This window comes from Ornithinibacillus contaminans (genome assembly GCF_001038425.2).
Classification (GTDB): domain Bacteria; phylum Bacillota; class Bacilli; order Bacillales; family Amphibacillaceae; genus Ornithinibacillus; species Ornithinibacillus contaminans.
The window spans coordinates 16260-34879 of record NZ_LDPV02000024.1 but is presented as its reverse complement, the minus strand read 5'-3'; the positions used below and the strand labels follow the sequence as shown (position 1 = coordinate 34879).

General features: G+C 37.7%; 19 protein-coding genes. 16 read left to right on the top strand and 3 right to left on the bottom strand.

Annotated elements, in window-relative coordinates; genetic code table 11:
- Positions 1-60: 60 nt before the first annotated feature.
- From spoVS to glnA, 14 genes are all read left to right on the top strand, one after another.
- Positions 61-321, top strand: coding sequence for a stage V sporulation protein SpoVS (gene spoVS, locus JF53_RS05590; protein WP_010093295.1), 261 nt, complete (start codon positions 61-63; stop codon positions 319-321).
- A 212-nt stretch (positions 322-533) separates the two neighbouring features.
- The gene (gene miaB / locus JF53_RS05585) at positions 534-2111 is read left to right on the top strand and encodes a tRNA (N6-isopentenyl adenosine(37)-C2)-methylthiotransferase MiaB (RefSeq protein ID WP_047981199.1); all 1578 of its coding nucleotides are present in this window, start codon (positions 534-536) and stop codon (positions 2109-2111) included.
- Positions 2112-2540, top strand: coding sequence for a RicAFT regulatory complex protein RicA family protein (locus JF53_RS05580; protein ID WP_047981198.1), 429 nt, complete (start codon positions 2112-2114; stop codon positions 2538-2540).
- 190 nt (positions 2541-2730) lie between these two features.
- Positions 2731-3303, top strand: a complete 573-nt coding sequence (gene cotE / locus JF53_RS05575; protein WP_047981197.1) for an outer spore coat protein CotE — start codon at positions 2731-2733, stop codon at positions 3301-3303.
- Positions 3304-3445: 142 nt separating this feature from the next.
- Positions 3446-6040 (top strand): DNA mismatch repair protein MutS, encoded by a 2595-nt coding sequence (gene mutS, locus JF53_RS05570; protein WP_047981196.1) that lies wholly within the window; start codon positions 3446-3448, stop codon positions 6038-6040.
- Between the two features lie 25 nt (positions 6041-6065).
- Positions 6066-7946 (top strand): DNA mismatch repair endonuclease MutL, encoded by a 1881-nt coding sequence (gene mutL, locus JF53_RS05565; RefSeq protein WP_047981195.1) that lies wholly within the window; start codon positions 6066-6068, stop codon positions 7944-7946.
- An 88-nt stretch (positions 7947-8034) separates the two neighbouring features.
- Entirely contained in the window at positions 8035-8484 is a 450-nt protein-coding gene (locus JF53_RS05560) for a Dps family protein (RefSeq protein ID WP_047981194.1), read from the top strand.
- A 26-nt stretch (positions 8485-8510) separates the two neighbouring features.
- Entirely contained in the window at positions 8511-9443 is a 933-nt protein-coding gene (miaA, locus tag JF53_RS05555) for a tRNA (adenosine(37)-N6)-dimethylallyltransferase MiaA (RefSeq protein WP_047981193.1), read from the top strand.
- 41 nt (positions 9444-9484) lie between these two features.
- Positions 9485-9709, top strand: coding sequence for an RNA chaperone Hfq (gene hfq / locus JF53_RS05550; protein WP_047981192.1), 225 nt, complete (start codon positions 9485-9487; stop codon positions 9707-9709).
- Between the two features lie 112 nt (positions 9710-9821).
- Positions 9822-10757 (top strand): stage V sporulation protein K, encoded by a 936-nt coding sequence (gene spoVK, locus JF53_RS05545; protein WP_236686915.1) that lies wholly within the window; start codon positions 9822-9824, stop codon positions 10755-10757.
- Positions 10758-10827: 70 nt separating this feature from the next.
- Positions 10828-12069: a GTPase HflX gene (gene hflX / locus JF53_RS05540; RefSeq protein WP_047981190.1), complete on the top strand. Its 1242-nt coding sequence runs from the start codon at positions 10828-10830 to the stop codon at positions 12067-12069.
- Positions 12070-12072: 3 nt separating this feature from the next.
- Positions 12073-13296 carry a methionine gamma-lyase family protein gene (locus JF53_RS05535; protein ID WP_047981189.1) on the top strand — a complete coding sequence of 408 codons (1224 nt, stop codon included), beginning with the start codon at positions 12073-12075 and terminating at the stop codon, positions 13294-13296.
- Between the two features lie 110 nt (positions 13297-13406).
- Positions 13407-13805, top strand: coding sequence for a MerR family transcriptional regulator (locus JF53_RS05530; RefSeq protein ID WP_047981188.1), 399 nt, complete (start codon positions 13407-13409; stop codon positions 13803-13805).
- 75 nt (positions 13806-13880) lie between these two features.
- Positions 13881-15212 (top strand): type I glutamate--ammonia ligase, encoded by a 1332-nt coding sequence (gene glnA, locus JF53_RS05525; protein ID WP_047981187.1) that lies wholly within the window; start codon positions 13881-13883, stop codon positions 15210-15212.
- A 113-nt stretch (positions 15213-15325) separates the two neighbouring features.
- On the opposite strand, the gene JF53_RS05520 is transcribed toward glnA, so the two are convergent.
- The 3 genes from JF53_RS05520 to lexA all read right to left on the bottom strand — a co-directional run bounded on the left by JF53_RS05520 (position 15326) and on the right by lexA (position 17256).
- Positions 15326-15595 (bottom strand): hypothetical protein, encoded by a 270-nt coding sequence (locus JF53_RS05520; protein WP_047981186.1) that lies wholly within the window; start codon positions 15593-15595, stop codon positions 15326-15328.
- A 143-nt stretch (positions 15596-15738) separates the two neighbouring features.
- Positions 15739-16494 (bottom strand): class I SAM-dependent methyltransferase, encoded by a 756-nt coding sequence (locus tag JF53_RS05515; protein ID WP_047981185.1) that lies wholly within the window; start codon positions 16492-16494, stop codon positions 15739-15741.
- Between the two features lie 138 nt (positions 16495-16632).
- Positions 16633-17256, bottom strand: coding sequence for a transcriptional repressor LexA (lexA, locus tag JF53_RS05510; protein ID WP_047981184.1), 624 nt, complete (start codon positions 17254-17256; stop codon positions 16633-16635).
- Positions 17257-17528: 272 nt separating this feature from the next.
- On the opposite strand from lexA, the gene JF53_RS05505 reads away from it, so the two are divergent.
- A complete protein-coding gene (locus tag JF53_RS05505; protein WP_047981183.1) occupies positions 17529-18188 on the top strand; it encodes a YneB family resolvase-like protein in 660 nt (219 codons plus the stop codon).
- Positions 18189-18324: 136 nt separating this feature from the next.
- Positions 18325-18561: a DUF896 domain-containing protein gene (locus JF53_RS05500; protein WP_047981182.1), complete on the top strand. Its 237-nt coding sequence runs from the start codon at positions 18325-18327 to the stop codon at positions 18559-18561.
- The last annotated feature ends 59 nt before the right edge of the window (positions 18562-18620 follow it).

The following is an 18620-nucleotide window of genomic DNA, read 5'->3' as shown; positions in this document are numbered from 1 at the left end:
AACGTCTCCAAGAATATAGTAGCATTAGAACTATAATAGGAAATGAAGGAGGTACTAGTAATGGAAATATTAAAAGTCTCAGCAAAATCAAATCCTAATTCAGTAGCAGGAGCACTTGCGAATGTATTACGTGAACGTGGCACAGCGGAAATCCAGGCTATCGGCGCTGGTGCATTGAACCAAGCCGTGAAAGCAGTTGCTATCGCACGAGGATTTGTGGCCCCTAGTGGTGTTGATTTAATTTGTATTCCAGCCTTTACTGACATCATGATTGATAATGAAGAACGGACAGCGATTAAATTAATTGTTGAACCTAGATAATGAAATTGTAGGTAAGATGAGTGTTGCGCATTTGCGTAGCACTTTTTTATTTTAGGGCAGAAGTTACATAATATCGTTCATACTTGCATGAATAGTTGTTGTTCAATAATACGTTTTCTCACAATTATTGTTAAATTGAGTAAAAGGCTTTATACTGTAGTAATGAATACCCTTTACATAATTTTTTTCCTGAGAAGAAAGGAGATTGTCTGATGAACGAAAAGCAACGTCTTGAACAAGCTCAAATCAAGCAAGTTGATTCAGTGGATGTAAAATCGGATCATGATAATATAGAACGAATAAAGCAAATGTCTAGTGACGAAATGATTGCCAAATATTTTCAAACTAGTTATCAACCGCCAGATTTAAAGCAAGCTCGGAAACGACGTCGAGAAGAAGTTCAGTTTCATTATGACTTTTCCATTCCAGAAGATATGCAGTTGATCGGAAAAGGAAAGAAGTTCTTGATTCGTACATATGGTTGTCAAATGAATGAACATGATACAGAGGTTATTGCTGGTATCTTAACCGAAATGGGTTATGAGTCTACTACCGATACAAATGAAGCGGACTTAATTCTGTTGAACACGTGTGCTATACGTGAAAATGCTGAAAATAAGGTGTTTGGTGAAATTGGCCATTTAAAGCCATTAAAACTGGAAAAACCAGATTTAATTCTTGGTGTTTGTGGCTGTATGTCCCAAGAAGAATCTGTGGTTGATCGTATAATGAAGAAGCATCAGCATATCGACCTTGTGTTTGGTACCCATAACATCCATCGCTTACCACATTTAGTGAAGGAAGCAATGTTTGGTAAGGCTCAAGTTGTAGAGGTATGGTCTAAAGAAGGAGACGTCATTGAAAACCTTCCAAAGGTACGTAATGGAAAAATAAAAGCCTGGGTTAATATTATGTATGGCTGTGATAAGTTTTGTACCTATTGTATTGTGCCAATGACACGTGGTAAAGAAAGAAGTCGTCGACCTGAGGACATTATCCAAGAAGTTCGTCAACTGGCAGCACAAGGCTATCAGGAGATAACCTTACTGGGACAAAATGTTAATGCATATGGAAAAGATTTTGTGGATATGGATTACCGGTTTGGGGATTTAATGAATGATATCCATAAAATCGATATACCAAGAGTTCGCTTTACAACTTCACACCCACGTGACTTTGATGATCATTTAATTGAAGTACTTGCAAAAGGTGGAAATCTCCTTGATCATATTCATTTACCAGTACAGTCTGGTAGTAATGAAGTGTTAAAACGAATGAATCGTAAATACACACGTGAGGACTATTTAGAATTGGTTCGAAAAATTAAAAAGGCTATTCCGAATGCAACGTTAACTACGGATATTATTGTTGGATTCCCGAACGAGACGGAGGAACAGTTTGAAGAAACGATGTCTCTTGTTCGAGAAGTTGGCTTTGAGGCTGCTTATACGTTTATTTATTCTCCTCGTGAAGGAACCCCAGCTGCTATGAAGCAGGATGATGTACCAGAAGAGGTTAAAAAGCAACGCTTATACCGACTAAACGAGCTAGTAAACCAACAAGCTGCGGCATCCATGAAGTCCTATGAACAAAAGACGGTTAAGGTGCTTGTAGAAGGCGAAAGCAAAAAGGATCCAAACGTACTAGCAGGCTACACAGAAAAAAATAAATTAGTTAATTTTAAAGGACCAAATGCTGCAATCGGAAAGATTGTAGACGTAACCATAACGGAAGCCAAGACATGGTCATTAAATGGCGTTATGGTGGAAAAAACAGTAGAGGTGAACTAAATGGCAGAATATACACGTACACAAATATTGGATGAAGCAAAGCGTTTAGCAGAAATGCTTGCTAATACAGAAGAAATTGATCGCTTTAAGCAGGTTGAAGCGAAATTAAACGAAAATAATAAGGTACAAAAATTAATCCAAAAGATTAAAACCTTACAAAAGCAGGCTGTTAATTTTCAAGCTTATGAAAAAAGAGAGGCTTTAAAACGAATCGAGGAAGAAATCGATCGCTTGCAAGAAGAAATCGATGCGATTCCGATTGTTCAGGAGTTTAAAGAAACGCAGATAGTAGTCAATGATGTACTGCAGCTTGTTTCCGGTACCATTGCACGTGAGGTTACCAATAAAGTGATCGAATCAACTGGTGGTGATCCATTATCAGGAAAGACCGCTTCAGGAGAGAAAAATAGTGTAAGTTGCGAGCAATAGTATATAGGTAAAGAACAAGTGGGATAATTCTCACTTGTTTTTTTGTGGTGTAAAACACTGGATTGGTTGGGTATAACAGGGTTTAGCCCAAATTTATTTTTTTCTTCGTGACCTTTCGTAGAATCCTTATGCACTTTAGGTATTTGTCTTGCATAAAATGACTATGAAAAAAGAGGAGGTAAACGTAATTATGAGTTTTCTAGATAAAGACTACCGAGAAATAATTACAAAAGCGGTTATTGGCAAAGGAAAAAAATTCACGCAGGCTACTCATTCCGTTTCGCCATCACATAGACCAACAAGCATTCTTGGATGCTGGGTAATTAATCATCTGTATAATGCCAAGAAAAAATCAGAAGACACCGTCGAAGTAAATGGAAGCTACGACATTAACATTTGGTATTCCTATAACGACAACACGAAAACCGAAGTTGTTACAGAGCGTGTAACATACACGGATTACATCCCGCTCGGTATTCGAGATGAAAATTGCATAAATGATGATTATGATGTGATTTGTAAAGTACTACAACAGCCAAATTGCTTGGAATGCAGAATCTCTAATCAAGGTGCTAAGATTTTGGTCGATATTGAACGTGAGTTTTTAGTTCAAGTACTAGGCGAAACAAAGATTCTAGTTCGTGTCAATACAAAGGAAGTAAAATTTGAAGAAGAAGAAAGCTGGGATTATGCCGTAACGGAAGATGAACTAACTGACCTAAATCCAGATTTCTTAGAGAGTAGCAATAGAAATAAGGACTAATAAGCTTACGAGGGAAAATTCCTCGTAAGTTTTTTTCTTCCCTCAATAGTCAAGTTCCTTTTAATAAGAAACTACGCAATCGTTATACAATATTTTATGCTATAATTATAGAATAAAATGTAGGCTTTTGGAGGATTTTGTAATGGCGAAATATACACCAATGATGGAACAATATTTATCAATCAAAGCGGATTATAAAGATGCCTTTTTATTTTTCCGATTAGGCGATTTTTATGAGATGTTTTTTGATGATGCGATAAAAGCTTCACGAGAATTAGAGATCACGTTAACGAAACGGGATGCAGGACAGGACGACCCGATACCAATGTGTGGCGTTCCGTATCATGCTGCCGGAAATTATATTAAGACACTAGTCGAAAAAGGCTATAAAGTTGCCATCTGTGAACAAGTGGAGGACCCTAAAACAGCAAAAGGAGTGGTAAAACGAGAAGTCGTTCAGCTTATTACTCCAGGAACGGTTATGGAAAGCTCCATGTTAACAGAACGGAATAATAATTACATTGCTAGTCTTTCTCATTTTAATGATGGCACCTATGTGGTTGTTTATAGTGATTTATCGACTGGAGAAAGCAGAATTGCTTCGATATCATTAGGCTTTGATGCGGTTATTCATGAGTTATATAATCAACCGATTAAAGAGATTGTCATATCTTCGGAGCTGCCAGAGGAGCTAAAAAAACAATTAACCAATCGCTTACAGGTTACGTTGTCCTACCAGGATGAAGTATCATTTAACGGCGAATATCGTGACCTTTGTGAGAATTTAAATGATGAACGATTAATCACATCGTTCAGTCGATTATTAAACTATATTCAATATACACAAAAGCGCTCGCTTGATCATTTGAAACAAGCAGAAATTATTGAGCTAAATCATTATTTATCGCTTGATATGTATTCGAAGCGTAATCTAGAACTAACCGAAACCATTCTCCGAAAAGGTAGACATGGTAGCCTGCTATGGGTCTTGGATAAAACGGTAACAGCGATGGGCTCACGAATGCTGAAAAAATGGTTAGAACGGCCATTGTTGGATCGAAAGCAAATTGAGAATCGCTTGGAGGCAGTAGATGGTTTTTATCAAGCCTTTATGGAACGAGACACTTTACGAGAAAGCTTAAAGTCCGTGTATGATTTAGAACGATTGGCTGGAAGAATCGCGTTTGGAAATGTAAATGCTCGAGATCTAATCCAATTGAAGAAGTCATTATTGAAAATTCCAGAGATCAAAGCGTTATTAGCGCAATTTGACCATAAACAGATTAAAGAGCTTGCTAATTTGCTGGAATATCCTAGTGATTTAGTAGATAGGCTGGAGGCTAGTATAGTAGAGGATCCACCAATTTCTATTAAGGAAGGGTCCATTATTAAAGATGGGTATCATGAGCAATTAGACAAGTACCGTTATGCGTCACGAAACGGAAAACAGTGGATTGCAGAGCTTGAACAGCAGGAAAAACAAGAAACAAATATTAAGTCCTTAAAGATAGGCTATAATCGTGTGTTCGGCTACTATATCGAAGTAACAAAAGCAAACCTACACCTGTTGCCAGAAGGGAAGTATGAGCGGAAGCAGACATTGACTAATGCTGAGCGCTTTATTACTCCAGAACTAAAAGAAAAGGAACAATTAATTCTGGAGGCAGAAGAAAAAAGTGTTGAATTAGAATACACGTTATTCACGGAAATTCGGGAGCAAATAAAAGAGCAAATTCCGAAGTTACAGTATTTGGCAGATGTGATTAGTAAAATTGACGTACTCCAAGCATTTGCAACGGTTAGTGAGGCAAACAATTATAAGCGACCGACATTTGTGGAGAAAAAGCTAGTGATTAAAAACGGTCGTCATCCGGTTATTGAGCAAGTAATGGGTGATGGTACGTTTGTTCCTAATGATATTACACTAGACGATGAAAAAAGTGTCCTGTTAATTACGGGTCCAAACATGTCTGGTAAAAGCACGTATATGAGACAGCTTGCGTTAATTGTTATTATGGGACAGATTGGTTGCTTTGTTCCGTGTGATGCAGCAGAATTGATTATGTTTGACCAAATATTTACCCGGATTGGTGCAGCAGATGATTTAGTTTCTGGCCAAAGCACGTTCATGGTGGAAATGTTGGAGGCAAATCATGCAATCTCCCATGCAACGGAAAGAAGTTTAATTCTCTTAGATGAAATTGGACGTGGGACAAGTACCTATGATGGGATGGCCCTAGCGCAAGCAATTGTTGAGTATATTCATAACCATATCCATGCCAAGACATTATTTTCGACGCACTATCATGAATTAACCGCATTAGAGGAGAGCTTACCACGACTTCGCAATATTCATGTTCGTGCAGAAGAATATGAAGGAAATGTCGTATTCTTACATCAAATTAGAGAGGGCGCAGCAGATAAAAGTTATGGTATTCATGTTGCGAAGCTAGCGAGCTTACCAGAACCCTTGATTGAGCGAGCGAGTGTCATTCTTACTGGTCTAGAGAATAATGAATTACCTGAGACAGTGGTGCAACCAAATGAAACGGATCAATTATCCTTCTTTGACGAGACGTCGAATTCAACGAGTACTAGTTCAACTAGTACTCGCGCGACCGAACAAATCGTGGCAGAATTAAGCCAAATCGATCTGTTTGAACTGACACCGATTCAAGCGATGAATGAGCTGCATCGTTTACAAAAAAAGCTAAAACAAAAACAGCCAGCCAAATAAGCTTGGTTAGAAAGGGTTTATCCACATGAAAATATTTCAAATGCCAGATACATTAGCCAATAAGATTGCGGCAGGCGAGGTTGTGGAGCGACCAGCCTCTGTCGTAAAGGAATTAATTGAGAATAGTATCGATGCAAATAGCACTTGGATAAAGATTGAAGTTTTAGAAGCAGGATTAGAGCAAATCCGAATTACCGATAACGGAGACGGCATGGAGGAGGAGGATGTTGAAAGAGCCTTCCTTCGTCACGCTACTAGTAAAATACGAAATGAAGCAGATTTATTTCATGTGAATACGCTAGGATTTCGTGGGGAGGCACTTGCGAGTATTGCCTCGGTTAGTAGATTAACCATCAAAACCTCCCAAGGTGATTCAGCTGGTACTTTCCTCTCGTTAGAAGGCGGAAAGGTTGTGGAACGGAGTAAAAGTGATGCCAGAAAAGGAACCGAAATCACGATAGCGGATTTGTTTTTCAATACACCCGCCCGCTTAAAATATATGAAAACGATCCATACCGAGCTTGGCCATATTACAGATTTATTGAATCGTCTCGCTTTAGCACATCCAGAAATTCGCTTCGAGGCAACACATAATGGCAAACCATTATTTAGTACACCGGGTACAGGTGATATGCTCCAAGTCATTGCGCAAATCTATGGGATGGGTGTTGCTCGAAAAATGCTCTCTGTGCAAAAAGAGACCTTAGACTTCAAAATTACTGGGTTTATTGCTAAGCCAGAGATTACAAGAGCCTCTAGATCTTATATTTCCATCATTTTAAATGGTAGATATATTAAGAGTATCCCGTTAACACAAGCGATTATTCGAGGCTATCATACGTTATTACCAATTGGTCGCTCACCGATTGTTGTATTGTCGATAGAAATGGATCCAATTCTAATCGATGTCAATGTCCATCCTACGAAATTAGAAGCAAGATTTAGTAAGGATAAGGAATTATTTTCGGTTGTTGAAGAATTAATCCGGTCAACCTTTAGGCAAACGCGACTAATTCCTGAAATTGAGCAAAAACCAGTTGTGAAACCACAGCAGTCTGTTCAACACTCCATGAACTTTGATGATGTTAAACGAGGGGAAAACACCTTGTGGGAACAACGCAATGAGCAAACGAATCTAGTAACCAAACCATATCAGCCTGAACCTGCCATGGAAAAGAACATTCCATATCAAACGACGAATGTTGTGGAACAGGAGATTCTTCCTGAAGTAAGAAACGAAGAATGGATTATCCAAGAGCAGGATCGAGGCAGAAATACCGTTACAGCAACCAACGAGCACGAGGAAAAACTAGCCCCAGAACAGCGTGTTCCTACCATGTATCCAATTGGGCAATTACATGGTACGTATATCCTTGCGCAAAATGAAAATGGTTTTTATATGATTGATCAACATGCTGCCCAAGAACGAGTTAAGTACGAATTTTTTAAGAAAAAACTGGGGCAAACAACGAATGAACTTCAGGAATTGTTGCTACCTATTACCTTTGAGTTTTCTAAGCAAGAAGCGATTTTCATTGAACATTATAAAGAAGATTTGGAAAAAGTCGGGTTATTTTTAGAGGATTTCGGTAATCAGACCTTTATTATACGTGCCTACCCAAACTGGTTCCCGAATGGGTTTGAAGAAGAAGTTATTCGGGAAATGATAGAACAGATTATGCATGATGAACGGATTGATGTTGAGGCTATCCGTGAGAGTGCAGCTATATTGATGTCTTGTAAACGATCAATTAAGGCGAACCATTACTTGAATCAGGAGGATATGTTTCGACTCCTTGAGGATTTAAGGAAAACGACTGATCCATTCACGTGTCCACATGGTAGACCAATTATTGTTCATTTCACCACGTATGAACTGGAAAAAATGTTCAAAAGAGTCATGTAATAGGTATATTTCCACCGCACTTCGCAAATGCTAAAGAAGAGGCTATGACGTCTGATTGATGAATCTTGACGTGAAAGGTGAAGTGTAGGTGGAAAATCAACAATTAATCAATTTTTTAAACCAATTATTATCGAATCAATTTGTCATGTATGTTAAATTACATCGTTATCACTGGTTTGTGCAAGGAAAGCATTTTTTTCAGCTCCATGCCTTGTATGAAGAGATGTATACTAAATTTGCAAATGATCTCGATCAAGTTGCCGAACGGATTCTCATGATTGATGGGAAACCATTAGCAACGATGTCAAAGTATTTAAAAGAGACGACTTTGGTAGAAGCAAATGCGGATGACAAAGAGGAAGAATTAATGGATCAGCTAGCCAATGATTTTAAGCAGCTGATTACTGAGATTCGTGACCAAGGATATGTGTTCGCAGAAGAACGACATGATGAGCCTACAAAAGATATGCTCGTAAAACTTGTTGGAGATTACGAAAAATATCGATGGATGTTATCGGCATATCGTGCATATAAATAAAAGTATTATTTTTTAGGGGAATAAGGATGAAGCAAAAGGTAGTATCGATTGTTGGACCAACCGCAGTCGGTAAAACAAAGTTAAGTATAGAAGTGGCAAAGAAATTTAACGGGGAAATTATTAGTGGTGACTCGATGCAGGTATATAAAGGAATGGATATTGGTACTGCTAAGATTAAACCAGAGGAAATGGAAGGTATTCCCCATCACTTGCTCGATTTAAAACAACCAGACGAAGCATTTTCAGTAGCGGATTTTAAGGAATATGTACAGCAATACATAAAAGAAATTACGGGGCGTAACAAAGTCCCGATAATTGTGGGCGGCAGTGGGTTATACATACAAGCGGTTTTATATGATTATAATTTTTCAAGTGAGAAGCGTGATGACTCGCTAACCAAGCAGTTAGAAGCGGAACTGGAACAACACGGTATTGATGCTCTATTCAAGCGACTGCAACAAGTTGATCCGATACAGGCAAGTAGGATTCATCCGAATAATACTAGGCGCGTAATTCGAGCGTTAGAGGTATTGGAAAAGACTGGGCTCACAATGACGGAATATCAGCAGCAGCAATCTGATGATACACCGTATGATAGTATGCTTATTGGGCTAACGATGGAAAGAGATGTATTGTACAATCGGATTAATCAGCGAATAGATCAGATGATTGAAGATGGTTTAATAGAAGAAGTCAGATCCCTTCTTGTAGAAGGGTATGAAAACTATCAATCAATGAAAGCGATTGGCTATAAAGAGCTTATCCCTTATGTAAAAGGTGAGGTTGCTTTAGAAGAAGCAATTGCATTACTCAAGCGTAATTCGAGAAGATACGCAAAAAGACAGTACACATGGTTTAAAAATAAAATGGATGTTAAGTGGTATCATGCAAATCCGGAAGCAAGTGATGATTATTTTGCAGAGATTTTTACTAATTTAGCAGGATTTCTTAACCGCTAAGTAGAAATATATACTATAGATAGAAAAGAGGAGGAAGTGCGATGGCACAATCTGTAAACATTCAGGACCAATATTTGAACCTATTAAGAAAAGAGCATATTTCGGTTACGGTATTCCTAACGAATGGATTTCAATTACGAGGTATTGTGAAAGCATTCGACAACTTTACAGTTCTGTTGGAGTCAGAAGGAAAGCAACAATTGATTTTTAAACATGCCATTTCCACGTTTGCACCAGCTAAAAATGTAAATCTTGATAAAGAATAAACTGTAACGAACGCTATATTAGCGTTCGTTTTTGGTTTTTAGTAAAATATGGGCATTTGTCACAACTTCATCCAACACCACGTATACTATGGGTGACTAAGGAGTGATGAGGTTGGGAACACAAATGATTCATAATAAAAATGGTCAAATTAATATTGTATTGAACGAAAATAAAGTAACGAATATAGATCCAGTTAAAAACCAGGAGAATATAAGCAAAGACCCTTTTGCTCATATTGATCAAGAGCTATCCTCATTTGTTGGGATGGATAATTTAAAACGAAAAATTAAAGAAATCTATGCAACTATCATCATTAATGAAAAGCGTAGTCAGATGGGTCTTACGAACACGAAGCAGGTCTTGCACATGCTTTTTAAAGGAAATCCAGGTACTGGAAAAACAACAGTCGCTAGAAAATTAGCCAAACTATATTTTGACATGAATCTATTATCAAAAGGACATTTTATTGAAGCGGAGCGAGCAGATTTAGTAGGTGAATACATTGGCCAGACTGCACAAAAAACGCGTGCACTCGTTCAAAAAGCCTTAGGTGGTATTTTGTTTATTGATGAAGCCTATTCCTTAGCTCGTGGCGGAGAACGTGATTTCGGTAAGGAAGCAATCGACACACTCGTGAAGCATATGGAGGATAATGGTGATGACTTTGTATTAATTTTAGCGGGGTATCCGTTTGAAATGGAACGATTTCTAACACTGAATCCAGGTCTTAAGTCTAGATTCCCTTTTATCTTAGAATTTCCTGATTATGATGTCGATCAATTATTGGAAATCGCAAGACAAATGGCTTCTGAACGAGAATATCAGCTATCGAAGGAAGCGGAATGGAAATTACGGAACTTTTTATATAAGCAACAAAAGCTTGCAAATATTAATTTTTCCAATGCGCGGTTTATCCGGAATGTTATCGAGCATTCAATACGCATGCAGGCTGTTCGCTTATTATATAAGGATAATATTTCTCCAGATGAACTAATACTACTAACAGGAAACGATTTAAAATTAGAAGATATCAATTCGATTTGGTAGAAACAGGAATTAACAAGACCAATTCATAGTGATTGTAATTGCATCTTAACCAAGGAGAGAGAATACAATAATGCCCGAAGAAAAAATAATAATTATAGCAGTAAAAAAACCGAACCAACCAGATGATTATTTTCAATCGTCATTAGAAGAACTTATTTCGTTAGCAGATACAGCTGGTGGTAAAGTTGTTGAGGTAGTGACACAGAATCGAGAGAGAATCCATTCTGCTTACTATCTCGGTGAAGGAAAAGTGGCGGAGATAAAAGACAGAATTGATGCGTTAGCTATTGATTTGGTAATCTCCAATGATGAACTGTCGGCAAGTCAATCGCGAAACTTAAGTGATTTCTTTGATAAACGAGTGATTGATCGAAGTCAATTAATTTTAGATATTTTCGCTGCGCGTGCAAGAACAAAGGAGGGTAAACTTCAGGTGGAGCTTGCCCAGCTTCAATATTTGTTGCCAAGATTACATGGCCAAGGTGGTCAATTGTCGCGGTTAGGTGCGGGTATTGGTACGAGAGGTCCTGGTGAGACAAAATTAGAGACCGATCAGCGCCATATTCGAAGAAGAATTGATGACATTAAGCGACGTTTAAATCAAGTCGTAAAGCAGCGTGATCAATACCGTAAACGAAGAAAGACAAATGAGGCGTTTCAAATCGCTATTGTCGGGTATACAAACGCAGGAAAATCTACCCTTTTTAATCGGTTAACGAATAGTGAGTCGTTAGCAGAAAATAAACTTTTTGCGACGTTAGATCCATTAACACGTCGTATTCAGCTTCCTTCCGGTTTTCAGTCATTACTTACAGACACAGTAGGATTCTTACAACAATTACCGACGACATTAATAGCTGCATTTCGTTCGACATTGGAAGAGGTAAAAGAAGCCGATTTTATCCTGCATGTTGTAGATGGCTCACATCCAGATAATGAAAACCATCAAAAAACGGTATTAAAATTATTGGATGAACTAAATGCTGGATCCATACCAATGCTGACAATTTACAATAAGAAAGACTTAATTCAAGAGGACCTAATCCCGATGAATCGTCCCTACATCGTAATCAGCGCACTGGAGGTAGATGGTGTAAAGCTCTTGCTTAATAAAATAGAGGATGTATTAATTTCGGAGTGGGAAAGCTATGAAGTGTCTGTGGTAGCTGGTAATGGACAATTGCTAAATCGATTTGAGCATGAGACAATACTGAAGGACAAATTTTTTGACCAAGAGACAGAAACATATCGGTTGAGTGGGTATCTTAAACAACAGCATCCACTTCAGGGGAAGGTAAAGGAGAAGTCATAAAACATGATAGAAAAAATTGCACAACAAGCAGAAACAGACATCCGTGTGATTCATGACTCGATTAATCATACGGTAGAGATAAACCAAAAACGAGTATTAGAGGCATTTAAACAGAATAGAGTTAGCGATAGCCACTTCAATTCAACAAGTGGCTATGGTTATGATGATATGGGACGAGATACGCTAGAAGCAGTTTATGCAGATGTTTTCGGAGGGGAGTCAGCAATTGTGCGGCCACAGCTTGTGTCTGGTACCCATGCGATTACGACGGTGCTATATGGTTTACTTCGTCCCGGTGATGAACTGATTTATATTACTGGAAAACCATATGACACACTAGAGGAAGTCATTGGTACTAGAGGAGAAAATACGGGATCATTAAAGGAATTTCAGATTACCTATAATGAAGTATCCTTAACAGCTGAAGGTGGCATAGATTACTCGAAAATAAGACAAGTTCTCACAAGCAAAACAAAGGTCGTTGCGATCCAACGGTCAAAAGGCTATGCGGACAGACCATCCTTTACTGTGGATGAAATTGGTGAAATGGTAAGGTTTATAAAGGATATACGGAACGATATTATTATTTTTGTTGACAATTGCTATGGTGAATTTGTAGAAGATAAAGAGCCATTACATGTTGGAGTGGACATCATAGCTGGTTCCCTCATTAAGAATCCCGGTGGAGGTATCGTTCGAGCTGGTGGGTATATTGTAGGTCGAGATGATTTAGTAACCTTATGTGCGTATCGGTTAACTGCACCAGGATTGGGTAAAGAAGTAGGGGCAACCTTCAATGTATTACAGGAAATGTACCAAGGATTTTTCTTAGCTCCACATGTAGTTGGTGAGGCGTTAAAAGGTGCTATATTTACAGCGAGGTTTTTAGAATTATTGGGATTTGCAACGAAACCACATTATCAGGATAAACGAACCGATTTAATTCAATCGGTTACCTTTAATACAGCCGATCAAATGGTAGCCTTCTGCCAGGCTATACAAAAGAATTCACCAGTAAACTCTTTTGTAACCCCATATCCTAGTGCAATGCCAGGGTATGAAGATGAAGTCATTATGGCAGCTGGAACGTTTATTCAAGGTTCAAGTATTGAACTCTCGGCAGATGGACCGATACGGGCCCCGTATACTGCTTTTGTACAAGGCGGCCTGACGTATTCCCATGTCAAAATAGCTTTGAAAGAAGCGGTAAAGGCTTTAAAATCCTAAGTATATTGCACTATCTAGTAATCTAATAATAAGATGTCAGATTACCTAACATTTTGTTGACAGTATACATAACATAAACTATAATAATCAATGAAAGGGAGGTCATATTCATGAATGATAAGGATCGCCGATCAATGCCTTTGTTCGGAATCGGTATCGTGATGAAATTAACCGAGCTGACTGCAAGACAGATACGCTATTACGAAGAGAATGGATTAATAAATCCGGAGCGTACAGCTGGTAATCAACGATTATTTTCATTCAATGATGTAGATCGTCTTCTAGAAATTAAGAATTACCTTGATAAAGGATTAAATCTTGCTGGTATCAAGTTGTTACTAACGGATGAAGAAGAAAAAGAAGCAAGAAGTTCTACTGAAAAGAAAAAGACAGAGCTGTCTGACAAGGAACTAAGATCAATTTTAAAACACGAAATTACCGAAGCGGGCAGATTCGGTAGGACCAATCTTCGTCAAGGGGAATTAGCAAGGTTTTTTGTAAATCGGTAGTTAATTTAGAGGGGATTAATTAATTAATTTTTCTCTAAAATACATTATTATTTTTATTTTTAGGAGGAGAAATTAATGGGGTATACTCGCGAAGAAATCGAAAGAAAAGTTAAAGAAGAAAACGTCAAATTTATCCGTCTTCAATTTACCGACATGCTTGGTACAATTAAAAACGTGGAAATTCCGTTAAGTCAATTAGAAAAAGCACTTGATAACAAAATGATGTTTGATGGTTCTTCTATTGAGGGATTTGTACGAATTGAAGAATCAGACATGTATTTATATCCGGATTTAGATACATTTGTTGTTTTCCCGTGGACTTCTGAAAAAGGAAAAGTAGCTCGTTTTATTTGTGATATTTATCGTCCGGATGGAACACCATTTGAAGGTTGCCCAAGATACAACTTAAAACGCAACCTTAAGAAGATGGAAGAGCTAGGATTTGATGCCTTTAACATTGGAACTGAACCAGAATTCTTCTTGTTCAAATTAGATGAAAAAGGAGATCCTTCTTTAGAATTGAACGATCATGGCGGATACTTTGATCTAGCTCCAACTGATTTAGGGGAAAATTGCCGTCGTGATATCGTGTTAGAATTAGAAGAAATGGGATTTGAAATTGAAGCATCTCACCACGAGGTAGCTCCTGGACAACACGAAATTGACTTTAAATATTCTGATGCATTAAAGCATGCTGATGATATTCAAACATTTAAACTAGTTGTTAAAACAATTGCTAGAAAGCATAATTTACATGCAACATTCATGCCTAAACCACTATTCGGTGTAAATGGTTCCGGAATGCATACAAACATGTCTTTATTTAAAGGCTCAGAAAATGCATTTTATGATCCAAGTGGTGATTTAGAATTAAGTGAAACTGCTTATCAGTTCATTGCTGGTATTGTAAAACATGCAACTAGCTTTACAGCTGTAACAAACCCAACAGTAAACTCTTATAAGCGTTTAGTTCCTGGATACGAGGCACCTAGCTATGTAGCTTGGTCAGCGGCTAACAGAAGCTGTCTAATGCGTATACCGAACTCACGTGGCTTAAGCACTCGTGTTGAAGCAAGAAGTGTAGATCCAGCAGCTAACCCATACATGGCTCTTTCTGTATTACTTGCAGCGGGATTAGACGGAGTTGCAAATAAATTAACTCCTCCTCCAGCAGTGGATCGCAATATTTATGTAATGACGAAAGAAGAACGTGATGAAGTAGGTATTAAAGATTTACCGTCTTCTCTAATCGATGCCTTACAAGAACTTAAACAAGATGAAGTTATTGTAGAAGCATTAGGCGAGCATCTATTTGAGCATTACATTGAAGCAAAAGAGATTGAATGGGATATGTTCCGCACGAGCGTTCATCCGTGGGAAAGAGAACAGTATTTAACAACGTTCTAAGCTCGTAAAAAACCTTATAGAATAAAAAAGTTAGCCAGACTTGATGTTTGGCTAACTTTTTTTGTCGGTAAAAGGGTTATTGTGTAATATAACATGAGAGTTTCTCAATCAATTTAATAATATGGATTATACGGATAACCATAACCACCGTAATATGGTCCGCCATAACCATATCCATATGGCGCATATAACGCACTACCTAACAAGCCACCAAGGACTCCTCCTAGAAATGGTCCACCGAAACCATAGCCAAAGCCAAAAGGTCTTCCGAATCCATATGGTCTTCCAAATCCATAAGGTCGACCATACCCAAAAGGTCTTCCAAATACTCGTTCGTCATTTACTTGGTATGAAACAGGAGCCCAATTTATTGGATTAGACATACAAAGTACCTCCTCATACGTTATTTTTGTTAATAGGATAAAAACCCATACCTCACAATTAACGTATGTTTGAAGTGGTTACTTTGAATAGGTGATAACCTATGAAATCCAAAAACTTATATTTGGAATGGGAATAGCATACATTATCCTACATTTCCGCACCGATATTTTGTATCGTTTGGTAATTTTAGAAAACCATTCTTGCTATATTTATCAAATAAATCACTTAGCTCCTGAACGAAATTAGGAAAGAGTGTATCTGACGCATTTAATGCATAGGAAGCAGAAAGGTGACGACCGATAAAGCTGTTTTTATCATGAGATATAGGAAAATCATAAACCGTTTCTGTGTAGCCGTTCATGAAAAATGAATCATATACTTCTTTTGAATCCTTTAATCCATTGGAAAATCCAACGAAATTCGGACAAAATTTTTGGTAGACTTTCGCAATCTCTTGATTTAGTGGTGCTGAAATATTTCGTACATTGGAAATGATTGCTACCTTTCCATTTTCCTTTAAAATTCGGTTTGCTTCATTTTTGAAAGATACATGATCGAACCAATGGAATGCTTGTGCTACCGTAACGAAATCTACACTATTGTCTGGTAGAGTTGTGTGTTCTGCAGTTCCATTAATAGCATGAAAGTATTGGTTAGCTGCTAGCTGATTTACTGCGGTTTGCCTAATTTCAGTGTTGGGCTCCACCGCAAACACTTGGAGATTATGCTCTAATAGCATTTTCGTCAATCTTCCTGTTCCAGCTCCAATATCGGCGACGATAGAATCCTTCTTTAAATTATTTTTAGTGATTAGATCTACGATTAATTGTTTTGGATAATCTGGCCGGAATTTTGAATATAAACCGGCTTTTCCGGTAAATTTGTTTGTGTTAGACATGTTTTTATCACTTCCGATTTTTGATTATTACCTTGTTCGTATTATAAATATAGTATTCCTAATTCGTAAAGAAAAGCCGATTAATCACAGAATAATTCTGGACTAATCGGCATGTTCAAGTTGTATGTATAGTGAATATTAGTGGATGTGGCGGTATAAACCGACAACTTTTCCAAGAATTGAGACATTATGATAAATAAGTGGCTCCATTGTACTGTTTTCAGGCTGCAGCCGAATATGATCCTTTTCTTTAAAGAAACGTTTCACAGTAGCCTCGTCGTCCTCAGTCATAGCAACAACAATATCACCATTTTGAGCAGTGTTCTGTTGTTTCACGATGACCATATCCCCATCTAAAATTCCTGCCTCAATCATACTTTCCCCATCAATTACTAGCACGAATAAATTTTCATCAGGCCCAGCTGTCGAGCTTGGGATAGGAACGAACTCTTCAATGTTTTCCACTGCAGTAATCGGTATACCGGCCGTAACCTTACCAATTACAGGAGCATATCGTGCTTCATCTTTCGGGATGTTGCTTTCTTCATCGAAATCTAGTATTTCAATTGCCCTTGGTTTAGTAGGATCGCGTCTAATGAATCCTTTACTTTCTAACCTAGATAGATGTCCATGGACGGTCGAACTAGAAGCTAACCCAACAGCCTCTGCGATTTCTCGTACAGAAGGTGGATAACCTTTTAACTTTACTTGTTCTTTTATATAGTCAAGAATTGCTTGCTGTCTCGTTGATATTTTTGTCATCTATTAAACACCTCGCACATAAGATTTATTAATGCTAGTTTACCATCCATTTTTTAAAAAAGCAAACATTCGTTCGAAAAAGTTGTTGACAAGACCATATGTTCTGTTATACTAAGTTTAGCGAACAAAGGTTCTTATATTAGTGAGGAAGGGATGATGAAGAAATGTTTAGAAAAGTAAACCTAACAGATCTATTCTACATTGCTGCATTTGCGACAACTTTAGGATTCTTATACCTTACATTAATTAGTGCATAATAGGAGTTTTTTATATTGAATGCAATTATATACTGCCGTGTGAGTACAGATAAAAAGACACAGGAAACGTCTCTAGTAAGACAGAAGGAAGAATTATACCGATTGGCTAAGCAACATGATTTTGTGATTTTTAAATGTCTGGAAGAACAGGCAAGTGGTTATGAAATAGAACGAGAGGCTATTTTTGAAATGCTTGAGGATTTTGAAGCCGGACGAGCAGATTGCCTGTTAATCCAAGACGAAACGAGGCTAGGTAGGGGAAATACAAAGATCGCGTTATTTCATCAATTGGCAAAACGCCAAATTCCTATATACACCGTGATTCATAATGGTGAACTTGAGCTTACCGAATCGGATTCGATGGTGTTACAAATAGTAGGTATTGTCGAAGAATACCAACGGAAGCTACATAATGCAAAGATTAAACGAGGAATGAAGAAGGCCATTTCCAACGGTTTTAAGCCCGCTCAAAATCTATCGAATCGGAATAGTGCTCCTGGTAGGGAGAAGCTAGAAGTGCCGATTGAAGAAATTGTTCGATTGCGAGAGAAAAATTTAACCTTTGGTGAAATAGCTTCTACGTTAAACGGATTAGGCTATCAAGTATCAAAAGCTACGGTTCATCGTAGGTATCAAGAGTTTATTATAATTGATTCAAATAAAAGGAACAGGTAATATTAAAAAGCAAGGACAGTGTATTGTTCTTGCTTTTTCCGTATGTAGTAATATCGAAACTAAAAAAGCAACTGAGATTGGCTATGTCCATGATTCTTTGCTTCATTACTTATATTTTTTTAGGAGGTAACTAAATATGTTATCAAAAGAGAGACTGGAACGGATTAATGTGTTGGCTAAAAAAGCTAAAACGACAGAAGGATTAACGGCGGAAGAAAGAGACGAACAAAAAAAGCTAAGACAAGAGTACTTAGGAAATATTCGTAAATCGTTCAAAAATCAGTTAAAAACAATGACGGTCATTGATCCGGCGGGAAATGATGTGACTCCAAAGAAATTACGAGATATGCAAGAGCGAAGTAGAAAGCATTAATAGAAAGATACTTATGATAATATAACTTGTTATCCTTTCTTATTCATTATAAGATAAAA

Excerpts from the sequence above, each read along its gene's own strand:
- miaA (WP_047981193.1), top strand. The coding sequence starts at position 8,511 with ATGAAGCAAAAGGTAGTATCGATTGTTGGACCAACCGCAGTCGGTAAA.
- cotE (WP_047981197.1), top strand. The coding sequence starts at position 2,731 with ATGAGTTTTCTAGATAAAGACTACCGAGAAATAATTACAAAAGCGGTT.
- lexA (WP_047981184.1), bottom strand. The coding sequence starts at position 17,256 with ATGACAAAAATATCAACGAGACAGCAAGCAATTCTTGACTATATAAAA.
- hflX (WP_047981190.1), top strand. The coding sequence starts at position 10,828 with ATGCCCGAAGAAAAAATAATAATTATAGCAGTAAAAAAACCGAACCAA.
- JF53_RS05530 (WP_047981188.1), top strand. The coding sequence starts at position 13,407 with ATGAATGATAAGGATCGCCGATCAATGCCTTTGTTCGGAATCGGTATC.
- JF53_RS05535 (WP_047981189.1), top strand. The coding sequence starts at position 12,073 with ATGATAGAAAAAATTGCACAACAAGCAGAAACAGACATCCGTGTGATT.
- glnA (WP_047981187.1), top strand. The coding sequence starts at position 13,881 with ATGGGGTATACTCGCGAAGAAATCGAAAGAAAAGTTAAAGAAGAAAAC.
- mutS (WP_047981196.1), top strand. The coding sequence starts at position 3,446 with ATGGCGAAATATACACCAATGATGGAACAATATTTATCAATCAAAGCG.
- mutL (WP_047981195.1), top strand. The coding sequence starts at position 6,066 with ATGAAAATATTTCAAATGCCAGATACATTAGCCAATAAGATTGCGGCA.
- JF53_RS05520 (WP_047981186.1), bottom strand. The coding sequence starts at position 15,595 with ATGTCTAATCCAATAAATTGGGCTCCTGTTTCATACCAAGTAAATGAC.
- JF53_RS05500 (WP_047981182.1), top strand. The coding sequence starts at position 18,325 with ATGTTATCAAAAGAGAGACTGGAACGGATTAATGTGTTGGCTAAAAAA.
- hfq (WP_047981192.1), top strand. The coding sequence starts at position 9,485 with ATGGCACAATCTGTAAACATTCAGGACCAATATTTGAACCTATTAAGA.
- spoVS (WP_010093295.1), top strand. The coding sequence starts at position 61 with ATGGAAATATTAAAAGTCTCAGCAAAATCAAATCCTAATTCAGTAGCA.
- miaB (WP_047981199.1), top strand. The coding sequence starts at position 534 with ATGAACGAAAAGCAACGTCTTGAACAAGCTCAAATCAAGCAAGTTGAT.
- JF53_RS05515 (WP_047981185.1), bottom strand. The coding sequence starts at position 16,494 with ATGTCTAACACAAACAAATTTACCGGAAAAGCCGGTTTATATTCAAAA.
- JF53_RS05580 (WP_047981198.1), top strand. The coding sequence starts at position 2,112 with ATGGCAGAATATACACGTACACAAATATTGGATGAAGCAAAGCGTTTA.